11 protein-coding genes are annotated in these 13,377 nt (G+C 49.0%); 5 read left to right on the top strand and 6 right to left on the bottom strand.

Annotated features, from left to right (window positions below):
• Positions 1 to 74: 74 nt before the first annotated feature.
• The 5 genes from QVE43_RS10700 to atpA form a co-directional block, all read right to left on the bottom strand.
• Positions 75 to 1,121, bottom strand: coding sequence for a zinc dependent phospholipase C family protein (locus QVE43_RS10700; protein WP_288007028.1), 1,047 nt, complete (start codon positions 1,119 to 1,121; stop codon positions 75 to 77).
• A gap of 73 nt (positions 1,122 to 1,194) precedes the next feature.
• Positions 1,195 to 1,620 carry an HIRAN domain-containing protein gene (locus QVE43_RS10695; protein WP_211245220.1) on the bottom strand — a complete coding sequence of 142 codons (426 nt, stop codon included), beginning with the start codon at positions 1,618 to 1,620 and terminating at the stop codon, positions 1,195 to 1,197.
• A gap of 100 nt (positions 1,621 to 1,720) precedes the next feature.
• Positions 1,721 to 2,638, bottom strand: a complete 918-nt coding sequence (locus tag QVE43_RS10690) for a phosphate/phosphite/phosphonate ABC transporter substrate-binding protein (protein ID WP_288007025.1) — start codon at positions 2,636 to 2,638, stop codon at positions 1,721 to 1,723.
• A gap of 207 nt (positions 2,639 to 2,845) precedes the next feature.
• The gene (atpG, locus tag QVE43_RS10685) at positions 2,846 to 3,742 is read right to left on the bottom strand and encodes an ATP synthase F1 subunit gamma (RefSeq protein ID WP_288007024.1); all 897 of its coding nucleotides are present in this window, start codon (positions 3,740 to 3,742) and stop codon (positions 2,846 to 2,848) included.
• A 74-nt stretch (positions 3,743 to 3,816) separates the two neighbouring features.
• Entirely contained in the window at positions 3,817 to 5,400 is a 1,584-nt protein-coding gene (gene atpA / locus QVE43_RS10680; protein ID WP_038030144.1) for a F0F1 ATP synthase subunit alpha, read from the bottom strand.
• Positions 5,401 to 5,581: 181 nt separating this feature from the next.
• On the opposite strand from atpA, the gene QVE43_RS10675 reads away from it, so the two are divergent.
• The 5 genes from QVE43_RS10675 (at position 5,582) to QVE43_RS10655 (ending at position 12,328) form a co-directional block, all read left to right on the top strand.
• Entirely contained in the window at positions 5,582 to 6,229 is a 648-nt protein-coding gene (locus QVE43_RS10675) for a carboxypeptidase-like regulatory domain-containing protein (protein WP_051633135.1), read from the top strand.
• A gap of 36 nt (positions 6,230 to 6,265) precedes the next feature.
• A complete protein-coding gene (locus QVE43_RS10670; RefSeq protein ID WP_038030145.1) occupies positions 6,266 to 6,733 on the top strand; it encodes a MarR family winged helix-turn-helix transcriptional regulator in 468 nt (155 codons plus the stop codon).
• A 34-nt stretch (positions 6,734 to 6,767) separates the two neighbouring features.
• On the top strand, positions 6,768 to 9,275 hold the full coding sequence (locus tag QVE43_RS10665) for a penicillin acylase family protein (protein ID WP_288007021.1): 2,508 nt from the start codon (positions 6,768 to 6,770) through the stop codon (positions 9,273 to 9,275).
• Positions 9,276 to 9,365: 90 nt separating this feature from the next.
• Complete coding sequence (locus QVE43_RS10660; RefSeq protein WP_038030149.1) at positions 9,366 to 9,725, top strand: hypothetical protein; 360 nt, start codon at positions 9,366 to 9,368, stop codon at positions 9,723 to 9,725.
• Positions 9,726 to 9,742: 17 nt separating this feature from the next.
• On the top strand, positions 9,743 to 12,328 hold the full coding sequence (locus tag QVE43_RS10655; protein WP_288007018.1) for a two-component regulator propeller domain-containing protein: 2,586 nt from the start codon (positions 9,743 to 9,745) through the stop codon (positions 12,326 to 12,328).
• Here the strand turns inward: QVE43_RS10655 and QVE43_RS10650 are convergent.
• Complete coding sequence (locus tag QVE43_RS10650) at positions 12,325 to 13,302, bottom strand: GSCFA domain-containing protein (RefSeq protein ID WP_288007016.1); 978 nt, start codon at positions 13,300 to 13,302, stop codon at positions 12,325 to 12,327. The genes QVE43_RS10655 and QVE43_RS10650 overlap by 4 nt on opposite strands.
• Positions 13,303 to 13,377 lie beyond the last annotated feature (75 nt).

Here is a 13,377-nt window from a genome sequence, read left to right as displayed (position 1 = left end):
GCTTATTGCCTTTTTTTCAGGAGGCTAAGAGAAAGAAAACAAACAGAAGCCAAAGAAAAGGGGGGCTGGCGGTCTTAGAAGAGTGCATTGTGAGGACAAGCGTGCGCATAGGCAGGCATGCCGGAAGGGGCAGCTTGCCGGTAGGCTTCGTGTGGGCGAACAGGCACTTTCGGAGCTTTCTCCCACTCTTCTTCTTCTTTTTTCATTTGCTCCAGTTCTTCAGGCGTGAATTCAAAGTCAAGCAATTCGCGCAAGTCGGGCTGCCCGGCATCGACCCAGCAGGTAAACCAAAAATCGGCCACCATTTTGATGGAAGCCCGCAAGCGGCGCTCTACCTGCCCGGCGAGCAAACGGTGAAACAGCTCGCAGAAGTCGTAAGAGTAAGTGCGCACGGTGATGCCATTCCGCTCTATGAAAGAATATTTTTTATCGGGGGGAAGCATTTCGGTGGCTTTGCGCTCGAAGGTAAATACGGAATCGACCGCCTCATGGGCAAGCACCACCCCCTGCCATATGTGCAGTTGCGGTTTGTCTATATATTCTGCTTTTCCCACCCAAAGGTCGTAGTCTTCGAAAAAGAGCTCCGGCAGGCGGCTTTCCCACAACCCATGAATTCCCCGCTGCCCGGTGAGTTGTCCGTTATAGTTTTCGGTAGTATGCAGGGGCACATTGGCATCGGCAATGTAGTGTCCTATATCGGCCGAAAGGCGCAGTATTTCGCGTGCGTCTTTGCGGCGAAAAGCATCCGTCAGGCGATAGCGCATGCGCTCTACATGCCAGGGCACGATGCCGTATGCCTGCAGGGTGTCTTCGCTAAACATAGCCACGGCTTCGCTCCAGAAGCGCGGCATTTTATAAACGGCGCTGTCGTTAAAGTATTTGTCATACACATCCACATCTATGTAGTGACGCGGCGCCTCGCCCTCCACGGCATAGCGGCGTTTGTCGGGGTTTACCGCTTTTTCAGTAATGTAAACAATGTGCTTTTTGAAGAAAACAATCATTTCGGGCGGCAGGGAAAAAACAGCCTGCCGGTTGATGCGCTGGTGCGCAAAAAAGCCCCAAGAGTAGGCCGCCGTAATTGAAAGTGTGAACAAGAAAAGCGCTAAGCGATACTTCATAATTCGGCAATAGTACGCTTTAAAGATACAAGAAAAATAAGAAATGATGCATAAAAATATGCGCCGTTTAGTCTTAAGCAGTGCGCAGCCATACACGAATGGCGATGCGCTTCCATGGGTTGGATGACTCACGCAGACGGCTCACTTCTGCCTCTATGGTTTCGCCCCGGTCCAGCAACTGGGCAAGCACGCTGTTGTCCACGCGGGGTATATAGCCCAATTTGTGTTTTTTCCAGAATACCTCTATGGCCTTTTCGTCGTAAGGATTGGAAGGTTCACGACGCAATGTCAGTGCATCCCCTTCTTTGAGTTGATGCCATACCCTCTCCCCTTCATAGTAAGAAAAGCCGGCAAGCACGCTATCGAGCAGCAATATCCGGCGGCGGGTGGCCGGTGTTTCTGTTTTGGCAAACGGAGTTGTAAAGGGCAATAAAGCTGCAAAAAGACCGCGAAAGAAATGACGCCGTTTCATGATTTCAAAGATTTGATGCTCACGCATTTAGTGTTTTTTCATGAAAAAAGGTAGCGGTTAGTAAACAAAAAAAGCGCTCCGGTTGAGCGCTCCTTCTTCCAAAATGCAAGAGATTTTTACGACAAGCTCAGTTGGCATACAAAGACACCAACAAAGCCAGCTCTTCCATGGAGGAAGCTATTTCGCGGATATAATCATACAGTTGGTCGTTGGCACGTATGTAACGCACCGTTTGCCCTTGTGTGTTGTGCCAAAGGTGCACCACTTTTTCATGCAAAGCAGGATTTTTTTCCGGCATTGTTTCAAAGGCAAGGGCTATTTTTTCCTTTATTGCCGGAGACAGGGAAGCCCGCACGGCCACCGGTCCGTTGATAATGGGCTCTGATTTCCACAGTATTTTCACTTGTGAAGAATCTATTTCGCCGGCTGCTATCATGGCTTCCAAGTCGGTAAACGAGCAGGCGCCTACCAAAAACTTGCCTTCTGCTATGAGGCGGGCAGTACTTTTATGGTCGCCGCCAAAAGCGATGTCTTGGAAAACAAACTCCGGTTCCAAACCTAAGCGTTTCAGTTGAAGGCGCGGAATAAGGTGCCCGGAAGTGGAGCCCGGATTGACAAACAAAAACACCAGCCCGCTGCCTTTGGCTGCGAGCTCATCGACAGCGTGTATATTGCTTTGTGCATGAGCCAACAGACAGCTACGGTAGCCGATGGGCTCACCGCCGGCGCCGGCTACTACCAAGAGCGGCTCTATATCCAATTGATACTTTGCCAGCACATAGCCAAAGGTATTGACCAAGCCGATATCTATTTGTTGGGTACGGCAAGCCTCTACAAAAGCCCCTGCCCCTTTGGTCATCACCGGATAAACCGGCAGCTGCAACTCCTCGGCCAGGTAAGTACACAAACCGGCTACCAGTGACTTGGTTTGTTCCGATTGGTCAATGTTCGAGCCAAAAGCAATGTAAAGGGTGTCTTGTGCTTTGGCAAATAAGGTAAAGAGCGTAAGAGCAAGCCATAGTAAAAGAAATGCCAGACGTTTCATAATTCAGTGTGTTGAGTGTTTGTGTTTTGTTGGTTCAAAGTTAGCACTCGCCACACGCTATTGTCTTACGGGAAAGTTAAATTTTGCCTATATAAAGATGAATTTTTGCCGTGTTTCCGCTGCTTCATCTTCACACAAAAAAGAAAGCAGGGCTCCACCACATAGTGAAACCCTGCTGTTGTTTTATTGAGAGCCAAAAGCCGGATGTTAGGCTTCTTCGAGTGCACTGGCACCGCTCACAATCTCGATAATTTCTTTGGTAATCACCGCCTGACGGGTACGGTTGTAGGTAAGGCGCAGTTCGCGCAGCAATTCGCCGGCGTTTTCGGTTGCCTTATCCATAGCCATCATGCGGGCGCCCTGCTCGGCAGCATTCGACTCGAGCAGCGCTTTGTAGAATTGTATTTTGATGATTTTGGGAATCAAGTCGGTGACAATCGCTTCGGCCGAAGGCTCGAGGATGTACTCCATGGAAGCTTCGGCGCTGCTTGTGTCTTCGGCCATGTCGGCAGAAGCAGGCAAGAGCTGCTCTTGTCGCGGAATTTGCGTAGCTACGTTTTTAAACTCGTTGTAGAAGATATCGATGCGGTCGTACACCCCTTGCTCGTACCAGCTCAACAACTGCTCGCCTACGGTCAATACGTGGTCGAAATCCAAGCGGGTAAAAAGGTCGGTATGCTCCGGATGCACTACCGAATACCCCCGGCGCTCAAAGTACTCGTATCCTTTTTTACCGATACAAAGCAGGTCGAGTTTGCCGGCTTGGTACTGCGCTTCGTATTGCTGATGGATGGCCTGTTGAGCGGCTTTTGCCAAGTTGTTGTTGAAAGCACCACACAAACCACGGTCAGAGGTGACTACAATCAAAAGCACACGCTCTACAGGACGCTCCTCCAAGTAAGGGCTTTGTATTTGTGAAGCGTCTAAGTTTGCCGAAAGATTTTGTAAGATACCTTTCAAAGACTGAGCATAAGGGCGCATCCGCAGGATACGGTCCTGAGCACGGCGCAGCTTGGCAGCCGCCACCATTTTCATGGCTTTGGTGATTTGCTGCGTCGAGATGACCGAACGGATTCTATTTCGTATCTCTTTTAAACTCGCCATAATATTCTGTCTTTCCGGTTTGGGAAAAAGAGAGAGAGCGCTGCCTCTCTCTGTGTGTATAGGTTAAAATGCCCTTAGGCTGCAAACTGTTTCGCCAAGCGACGCGCCAACTCTTCCATTTTCTGCGTGTCGGCGTCTTCGAGTTTACCGGCTTTTAAGTTTGCCAGGATGTCTTTGTGCTCGGCGCGCATCAATTGCAAGAATTCTTTTTCAAATTCGCGCACTTTGGGTACCGGCACTTCATCCAGGCAGCCTTTGTTTGCCACATAGATAATGGCTACTTGCTCTTCTACGGGCACCGGCGAGTACTGAGGCTGTTTCAATATTTCGAGGTTGCGGCGTCCACGCTCAATGATAAGCTTGGTAGCGGCATCCAGGTCAGAGCCGAACTTGGCAAAAGCTTCCAGTTCGCGGAACTGCGCTTGGTCCAGCTTCAAGGTACCGGCTACCTTTTTCATTGATTTAATTTGAGCCGAACCACCTACGCGCGATACCGAGATACCTACGTTAATAGCAGGACGGATACCGGCGTTGAACAAGTTCGATTCAAGGAATATCTGACCGTCGGTAATAGAAATCACGTTGGTCGGGATATAAGCCGACACGTCACCGGCTTGGGTTTCAATGATAGGCAGCGCCGTCAGTGAGCCGCCCCCTTTCACCTTGCCTTTCAAAGATTCGGGCAGGTCGTTCATTTGGGCAGCAATTTCATCCGATTCGATGATTTTAGCCGCACGTTCCAAGAGGCGCGAGTGCAGGTAGAAGATATCACCGGGATAAGCTTCACGTCCGGGAGGACGGCGCAGCAAGAGCGATACTTCACGGTAAGCCACCGCTTGCTTCGACAAGTCATCGTACACTACCAAGGCATGACGGCCGGTGTCGCGGAAGTACTCACCAATAGCCGCACCGGTGAAGGGCGCAAAGAACTGCATGGGCGCGGGGAAAGAAGCAGGCGCAGCCACCACGATGGTGTAAGGCATGGCGCCGTATTTTTCAAGCGTAGCCACTACCTGTGCAATGGTACTTGCTTTCTGTCCGCAAGCCACGTAAATACAGTACACAGGCTCGCCACGCTCATAGTATTCTTTTTGGTTGATGATGGTATCGAGCGCTACGGCAGTTTTACCGGTCTGACGGTCGCCAATAATCAACTCGCGCTGCCCACGACCGATGGGAATCATGGCGTCAATTGCCTTGATACCGGTTTGCAAAGGCTGCTTTACCGGCTGACGATAGATAACCCCCGGGGCTTTGCGCTCGAGAGGCATTTCTACCAGCTCACCTTCGATAGGTCCTTTGCCGTCGATAGGCTCACCCAAGGTGTTTACCACGCGCCCGAGCATGCCCTCGCCTACTTTCACGCTGGCAATACGCTTGGTGCGTTTTACTGTGTCGCCTTCTTTTACGGTGCCTTCTCCCAACAATACAGCCCCCACATTGTCCTCTTCCAAGTTCAATGCTAAGGCTTTGATTCCATTCTCAAATTCGAGCAATTCACCGGCTTGAACTTTGGTCAGTCCATAAATGCGGGCTACACCATCGCCTACTTGAAGGACGGTACCTACCTCTTCGAGTTCAGCCTCTGTTTTTACATTCGAGAGCTGTTCACGCAAAATGGCAGAAATCTCGTCCGGTCTTAATGTTATGCTTGCCATAAGTAATTTATTTACTATGAACGATATACTGTTTTGTATTCATTACCGGGTGCAAAGGTACTAAGTTTTTTAAAAAATGCTTCACTTACACTCAAATAAATTCAGAAGAACATATGGGTGTACAACAAACTTTCGTTTTTAGAATGCTTTTTTGTATTTTTAAGCACAAAAATAAGCAGTTATGAAAAAAATCATTGGGGCACTGTTTGTGTTGATGGGGTGCGCCCTGCTTCAAGGGCAAGCGCAAGGCATTTCTTTTCCACTGACAGGTTATGTGATAGACAAAGAAACCGAAAAGCCCCTGGTGGGCACAACCATCTTGATACCGTCTGCCAAAACGGGCACGGTTAGCGATACGGAGGGGCGCTTTCAAATCAACGTGATGCCGGGCGACACGCTCTATCTCTCTCATATTGGCTATGAACGCTCTTTTTACGTAGTGCCACAAGACAAAAAAGAGCCCTATACCGTGCGCTTGGCGCTGGATGTGGAAGTATATCAGTTGGAAGCGGTTGAAATCTTTCCTTATGGCACCGAGCTTCAATTCAAAGAAGCTTTTTTAAAGTTGGAGATGGAAGACGAGCGCACCAAATTGCTAAAAGAAAACCTGCGCGCCAGCTTTGTGGCACGTGCTGCCTTTCAGATGGAAATGGATGGCTCCATCAACTACCGCAATTACATGAACCAGCAGGTCTATCAGCTGCATAATCAAACGTTTCTACCAAGCCTTTCGCTTTTGAACCCCTTTGCCTGGTCGCGCTTCATTAAAGACATCAAGCAAGGAAAGTACAAAAAAGAAAATATGAAAGCCTACGAGGAAGCGCCCTAAGGCTTATTTTTGCATTTCAAACGACCTGCCCCTACTATGAGCATAGAAAAAGCCATATCGCAAACCAAGAACTTCAAGAGCCCCTACCAGCGAATGGTGGTGAACCTGCTATATACGAGTTCTTGGATGAACCTTAAACAAATCCAGTTATTGCGCCCTTATAATTTGAGCGTGTCGCAGTACAATGTGTTGCGCATCTTGCGGGGCGCCTATCCTACGCCCGTGAGTACTTCCTACATAGCCGAGCGCATGATTGACCGCACTTCCAACGCTTCCCGTATCGTGGACCGTCTGCTACGCAAGGAGTTGGTAATAAAAGAACCTTCTGCTGTGGACAGGCGTATTGTCAATATCTTGATTACTGAAAAAGGGCTGGATTTGTTGGCAAAAATAGACGTAGAGCAGGACCATTTTGAAGCCCGGTTGCACAGCCTGACCGAAGAAAAAGCCAACTTATTGAGCGACTTACTTGACGAGTTGCGTGCTTGTTTTCAAGAAGAATAACCAATATATCTTCCTTATTAAAAGCCCCCTGCCTATGTTTCGATGGATTTTTACGCTTATTCTTAACTTCTTGACCTTTGCCCTTGTTTACTCTTTGCACCATCGTTTAAGCGAGGTGCCTGTGTTGAAAGAGTATGTTCCCCAAGAGCTGCAAGCCTTGCCCCCGGTAGGGAAGTTTTTTGACCCTTTCAAAGGGTTTTGGGCAAATGCCGAGCCGCCTGTGGCTTCAAAAGAGGTTCAGCAGCTGGCGCTCCCCGGTCTGTTGGACGAGGTGCATATTCTGTTCGACGACCGTCTGGTACCCCATATCTTTGCAAAAAATGATCATGACCTTTATTACGCTCAAGGCTATGTAACCGCCATGCACCGGCTTTGGCAAATGGACTTCCAAACACGGGCTGCAGCCGGGCGTTTGTCCGAGATAGTGGGCGAACGAGCCTTGGACTTCGACCGCTTCCAACGCCGCATAGGGATGGTATATGCCGCCGAACAAGCTCTTGAAGCCCACATGGCCGACTCCGTAAGCCGCATGGTAATGGAAGCCTACGCAGAAGGGGTCAATGCCTACATAGCGCAACTGGATGAAGGCGACCTGCCGTTGGAGTATAAAATACTTGACTATCAGCCGGAAGTATGGACACCTCTGAAAACAGCTCTGCTGCTTAAGTACATGGCTTTTGATTTGAGTGCCAATGGCAGCAGCGACTACTCGCTCTCCTATGCGCTGGCAACATATGGCAAAGGGGTTATTGATAGTGTGTTCAGTGACCAACCTTATCGTCAAGTGCCGGTCATTCCGGAAGATACGCCTTTGGACTTCAAGCCACTGCCTGTTCCCAAACAACCGGCCGGCTTGGACTCCGTGCTATACACCACTGCCCGGCAATTGGTAGCCGCGGGCAGCTCAAAAGAAGAAACTTACCCTAAGGGCAGCAACAACTGGGCAATAAGTGGCAGTAAGAGTGTTACGGGGCGTCCGCTCTTAGCCAATGACCCTCACTTGCAACTGCGCTTGCCTTCCATATGGTACGAGGTGCAGCTGCATGCGCCCGGCTGTAATGTGTATGGGGTTTCCTTGCCCGGTGCACCCGGCGTAGTCATTGGCTTTAATGAAAAAATAGCCTGGGGGGTTACCAACAGCTATGCCGATGTGTTGGACCTATACCGCATTGAGTTTAAAGATAAGACTTACCGGGAGTACCGTTTCAATGGGCAGTGGCGAAAGGTAGAGATGCGCAAAGAGGTCATTCACTTGCGCAATGGTGAAAGTGTGGTAGAAGAAGTACCCTACACGGTTTGGGGACCGGTGGCAGTCACCAAGCAAGCGCTCCCTAACCTCGGTTTGCAGCTGCCTGCCGAACACGCCATCCGCTGGGTGGCGCATGAGCCTTCCGTCGAGCTGAAAACTTTTTACCTGCTCAACCGGGCTGCCAACTATGATGATTTTGTGAAGGCACTGGAACATTTTGCCTGCCCCTCCCAGAATTTTGTATATGCCGACAACGACAACAACATTGCTTTATGGGTCAACGGACGGCATCCGCTACGCTGGAAAGAGCAAGGCAAGTTTATACTGCCCGGCACAGACAGCGCCTACGCATGGCAAGGTTATTTGCCTCATGCTCATAACCCGCATGTGCTCAACCCTAAGCGAGGTTTTGTAAGCTCTGCCAATCAACACAGCGTTTCCGAAAAGCAGTACCCTTACTATCTGGGCTGGGACTATGTGTCGGCCGATCGGGGCTTACGCATCAACGAAGTACTCTCGGGCTTACGCCGGGCTTCATTCGAAGACATGCGCAGCCTGCAAAACGACAACTTGAACGTACTGGCACGCGAAGTATTGCCCTTCTTGCTGGCACGCATTCGCGGCAGCCAATTAGAAGGTGATTACCAAAAAGCCTTTGAGTTGCTTGAAAACTGGAACTTCGAAAATAATGCGCAATCAATAGCTGCCACCATCTTCGAAGAGTGGTGGAAGAATTTTCATCGTGGCATATGGTATGATGATTTCCCTGCCCCTATGCGTTATCCCGAGCTGGAAACGACACTGCGCATGGCCGTCATAGACACCACCGCCCGTTGGTTCGACGACCGCAAAACCATAGAAGTCGAGGACTACAGGGCCATTGCCATCCGTTCGTTTCAGCAAACTATTGATCAGCTAAAAAAGAAATATGGCAGTATAGGCGAAAACTGGCAATGGTGGAAACATAAAAACACGCATATAGACCACTTGGCCAAAATACCCGGCTTTGGTACAGGCGTCCTTGAAACAGGCGGCGGCAGCCGCATGGTGAATGCTACCGGCAGCACCCATGGTCCTTCGTGGCGTATGGTGGTGCAACTGGGCGAGCCGGTACAAGCATGGGGCGTCTATCCCGGGGGGCAATCGGGGAACCCCGGCAGTCCCTTCTATGACAACATGGTAGAAATATGGCGTGCCGGCAACCTGCCTACCCTGCTGTTTCTCACCCGCCCCGAGGAGATAGCAGAAAACAGGCTACTCTATCAAGTTAAATTATCAAAGTCCCAAGAATAACTTTTTTTCTTACACTATTTTGTTGTCGGTTTCATCGCTTATCCCTCACAAATTATTATATTCATTGTGAGGGATAACTTTATTGAAACGATGAAATATCTGCGCTTATCAACTATTTTGCTCCTTTTGGGCAGTGGCTGCGTGCCCATGTCCAAATACCAAGCCCTGCAACAAGAATTAGAGACCCAACGCTACCTCACACTCGAGGGCAAAGCCTCCGTCTATGCTTATCGCCAACGCTTGGAAATGGCTCAAAATGAGCACCAAGCATTGGTTCAGGAGGTAAAAGTATATGAAACCAAATATAAAAGCAGCCGCAGCAAAGACTGGCAAATACAGCAATTACAAGCCCGCATACAAGAGCTGGAAAGAGAGCTGAAACAATTAAAAGGCAACAAAAAAGCAGTTTACAACAAAGAAGTAGAGAAAAAACAAAAAAGTTCTTACTAAGAAAACCTTTGAATAAGATGCGTCGTTTTGGACTTATTTTTTTATGCTTTTTTAGTGTTGTTTTCTCAATAAGCGCACAGATATACCCGTTTCGCAACTATAGCCTGGTAGAAGGCCTTCCGGAGTCGCATGTGCGTGCCATAGTCGAAGACTACAATGGTTTTTTGTGGTTGGCTACCGAAGGCGGCATCTGCCGCTTCGATGGAGCTACTTTTCAGGAATACACCACAGAGCATGGCTTGCCCAGCAACAATGTCAACCATATCATTCAAGACAGTAAGCTGAACCTGTGGATAGCCACACGTGCCGGCGTCAGCCGCTTCGATGGGCGCACGTTTCAGAGCTTTACCACAAAAAACGGACTCATCAGCGACGACGTTTACTACATCTTTGAAGACAGCAACGGCTTTCTGTGGTTTGCCACCACCGGCGGCGTCAGCCGCTTCGATGGAAAAAAATTCACCAATTATACAGTAGAAAACGGCCTCCCCAGCAACCGTGCCTGGTACATTTACCAAGACAGCGAGCACTATGTTTGGATTGCCACCTCAAACGGCGTAGCCCGTTACGACACGCGCGGTTTCAAGGTATTTACAGAAGAAGACGGGCTCCCCAGCCGTATTGTCAATTGCATCATAGAAGACCATGAGGGCTACTTATGGTTTGGCACCTCTAATGGTTTGGCCAAGATGGATGCCCGGGGAAATATTCACTCCATAGAGCTTGACTTGATAGACAAAAACATATTTGCCACCACGGTTACTCAAGACGGCAAGCTGTGGTTTGGCAGCTTAGGCGGCGCCTTTGCCATTGCTGCCGATACCGTCAGCGAGACACTCACCACACTCAACGGGCTTATCAGCAACGAAATCAATACCATTTATCAAGACCGCAATTTAAACCTTTGGTTTGGCACCGATGCGGGCTTATCGAAGCTGGCCAATCGCCGCTTCAACATATTGGCGCAACCTTTTGTAACCGGGCGTGCCGTAACCTCTATCCTGCAAGATATGCAGGGGTATTTGTGGTTTGGCACTTTGGGCAACGGACTGGTACGATACGACGGCAAACAAAGTTTCAAAGTATTTACCCGTGACGACGGCTTGCCCAATAACTTCATCCGTACGCTCTTTCAGGCTCGCGACAGCTCCCTGTGGATAGGTACTGCCGGCGGGGGTTTTTGCCGTTACCGAAACGGCAGTTTTGAAACCTTCAACAACCCCGACACACGTGCCGACGACTATGTGTACTGTATCACCGAAGACGACTTGGGGCACATATGGGTAGGCACAGACAATGGTCTGCTGCGCTTCGATGGCGAAAGAGTGCTTCATTATACCGAAAAACAGGGCTTACCAAGCAATTATGTTCGTGCGGCCTTGCACGACAGCCGGGGGCGCCTCTGGTTTGGCAGCTACAAAGGATTGAGCCGCTTCGATGGCAAAAAGTTTATCAACTTCACCATCCAAAACGGCTTGGCCAATAACTTGGTGCTTTCTATTTATGAAGACAGCAACGGTACCATATGGGTAGCTACCGAAAATGGTCTGTGTCGTATGCACGACAATGCCAATCCCATGCAAACCAACTGCTTCACTTGCTACGGCAAAAAAGACAAGCTAAGTGCACAGAATGTATGGTCTATCATTGAGGATGACCAAGGCAACTTATGGCTGGGGCATCGCAATGGGGTGGAGAAGTTCGACAAAAAGCAAAATTTCAAATATTACGGCTACATAGACGGCTTCAAGCTCATACAAACCTATCCTAATGCCGTTGCCAAAGACAGAGAAGGGAACCTATGGTTTGGTGCGTTCAATGGTGTTGTAAAATACAACCCGAAAGAAGACCGCCCCAATCCCATGCCCCCCATCACACACATCACTTCCATACGTTTATTTGGCAAAGAGATAGATTGGCGGCAATATGCCGACAGCGTAGATAACTACTTCAACTTGCCGCGCCCAAAAGAAGGGGAAGAGTTTGCCGTGGTGCTTCCTTACAATCAAAACTACCTTACTTTTGAGTTCATAGGCATTCATTTCACCATTCCGGAGCGGGTGCGTTATCAATACTACCTCAAAGGCTTCGACAAAGAATGGAGCGAATGGACCAACCAACGGAAAGCAACTTATACCAACCTGCCACCGGGCGAATATGAGTTTCAAGTAAAAGCAGCCAACAGCGACGGCGTGGAAAATAAAATATACACCACCTTTGCTTTCAAAATTGAGCCGCCTTATTGGGAAAAATGGTGGTTCTATGCGGCAGAAGTTGCCTTTTTCTTGAGCTTATTGATTGCCTCTTTCTACTTTGGCACACGAAAAAGAGGACACAAAGTCAGCATCATTTTGGCTATTACTACCTTGCTGATTGTGTTTGAGTTTGTCAACGAGAACATTATTGAAGGCTACATAGAGCAAAAGGTGGGCAATGTCACCATCTTTAAAGTGATTGCCAACGTAGCACTGGCAGCCGTCGTCAGTCCCATTGAGAAGCTGATTTATCGTATTTTATCTGCCCAAAACCGCCCCAAAGAAGAAGACCCCGTGCAAAAAGCCGACAAAGGTCTGTGGCAGCAAGGCGAGAAGAACCGCATTTAGGCATTGCCTTCTAATAAGCATTTTACATGGGCAATTTCTTCTTGCAGGGGCAATTGAGCAGCGAGCGCCTGCAAGTCTGCAAGCAGGCGCTGCAAACGTTGGCGGTTCTGTGCAGTGTGCGGAAACAAAGGACGGTGTGACAATTGGCGGCTCAACTTTTGCCATTGGGCATACAACACTTGACTCGATTCATCGAGGCAATGCGCGCAAAACAAATCCCATATGTAGTGAATCGCCTGTGGGGAGGGGTGTACCAAATCTTCGGCATAAAACCGGTAATCGCGCAACTCATCTATCATGATTTCATAGGAAGGAAAATAATAAATATTGGCATGCTGTTGTTGCCATTGCTCTACTGCTACCCGCAACAGCGACTTACTGTATTGATTTTCAACCAATCCGTCTTTAATATGCCGCACGGGGCTCACCGTTACAATCCATGCTTGGGCGCCCTGCCATAAGGCATATAATCCATTGAGTGCATCCATGATTTCCGGAAGGCTGAGCGTGCGCTTATGAAAAAGGCTTGCCGGTTGTTTATGGCAGTTGGCAACGATGGTGCGCAGTGTGCGGTGCTCGTACACGATAGAAGTGCCCAAAGTGAGCAATATCACATCGGGTTGCCATGCCCGCAAGGCTGCTGCCGTAGATTCCAAGTTGTTCATCAATGCTTGGGCAGAAGTACCAAAAATTTTTGAATGACAGTCGTAGTGCACATACAGGTCTTCGGCTACTTGCAAGATGCCCGCTTCCCAAGCGCTGCCCTCCGCCTGCATGGCTGTGGAGTAGGTTTTGCGCAGCGAAACAGGATTAAACAAAACACCAAAAGGGTTGTTCATCACCGAAAACTTGGCATCTTTCAGCAAATTGCCCATTTCATCGGCAAAGCAGGAGCCAATGGAAAGGATGCGGTGTGCATAAGACAGCACCGGCAAACGGAGGTGCTCAAAGGAAAGAGGCGTAAACCATTTCATGCATCTGTTGTTTTGTAAAAGGCAATGACCGCTTCACTTGGGTAAAGTTATTAACTTTGTCTTGTTAATGATAAA

Origin of the sequence: Thermonema sp. (genome assembly GCF_026003375.1) — a bacterium.
In the GTDB taxonomy this organism is placed as follows: domain Bacteria; phylum Bacteroidota; class Bacteroidia; order Cytophagales; family Thermonemataceae; genus Thermonema; species Thermonema rossianum.
Note: the sequence above shows the minus strand (reverse complement) of the source record. Positions and strands in the feature narration are given on the sequence as shown.

Coding starts and splice junctions, on each gene's coding strand:
- QVE43_RS10655 (WP_288007018.1), top strand. CDS start 9,743: ATGCGTCGTTTTGGACTTATTTTTTTATGCTTTTTTAGTGTTGTTTTC.
- QVE43_RS10650 (WP_288007016.1), bottom strand. CDS start 13,302: ATGAAATGGTTTACGCCTCTTTCCTTTGAGCACCTCCGTTTGCCGGTG.
- QVE43_RS10695 (WP_211245220.1), bottom strand. CDS start 1,620: ATGCGTGAGCATCAAATCTTTGAAATCATGAAACGGCGTCATTTCTTT.
- QVE43_RS10675 (WP_051633135.1), top strand. CDS start 5,582: ATGAAAAAAATCATTGGGGCACTGTTTGTGTTGATGGGGTGCGCCCTG.
- atpG (WP_288007024.1), bottom strand. CDS start 3,742: ATGGCGAGTTTAAAAGAGATACGAAATAGAATCCGTTCGGTCATCTCG.
- QVE43_RS10690 (WP_288007025.1), bottom strand. CDS start 2,638: ATGAAACGTCTGGCATTTCTTTTACTATGGCTTGCTCTTACGCTCTTT.
- QVE43_RS10665 (WP_288007021.1), top strand. CDS start 6,768: ATGTTTCGATGGATTTTTACGCTTATTCTTAACTTCTTGACCTTTGCC.
- QVE43_RS10700 (WP_288007028.1), bottom strand. CDS start 1,121: ATGAAGTATCGCTTAGCGCTTTTCTTGTTCACACTTTCAATTACGGCG.
- QVE43_RS10670 (WP_038030145.1), top strand. CDS start 6,266: ATGAGCATAGAAAAAGCCATATCGCAAACCAAGAACTTCAAGAGCCCC.
- QVE43_RS10660 (WP_038030149.1), top strand. CDS start 9,366: ATGAAATATCTGCGCTTATCAACTATTTTGCTCCTTTTGGGCAGTGGC.
- atpA (WP_038030144.1), bottom strand. CDS start 5,400: ATGGCAAGCATAACATTAAGACCGGACGAGATTTCTGCCATTTTGCGT.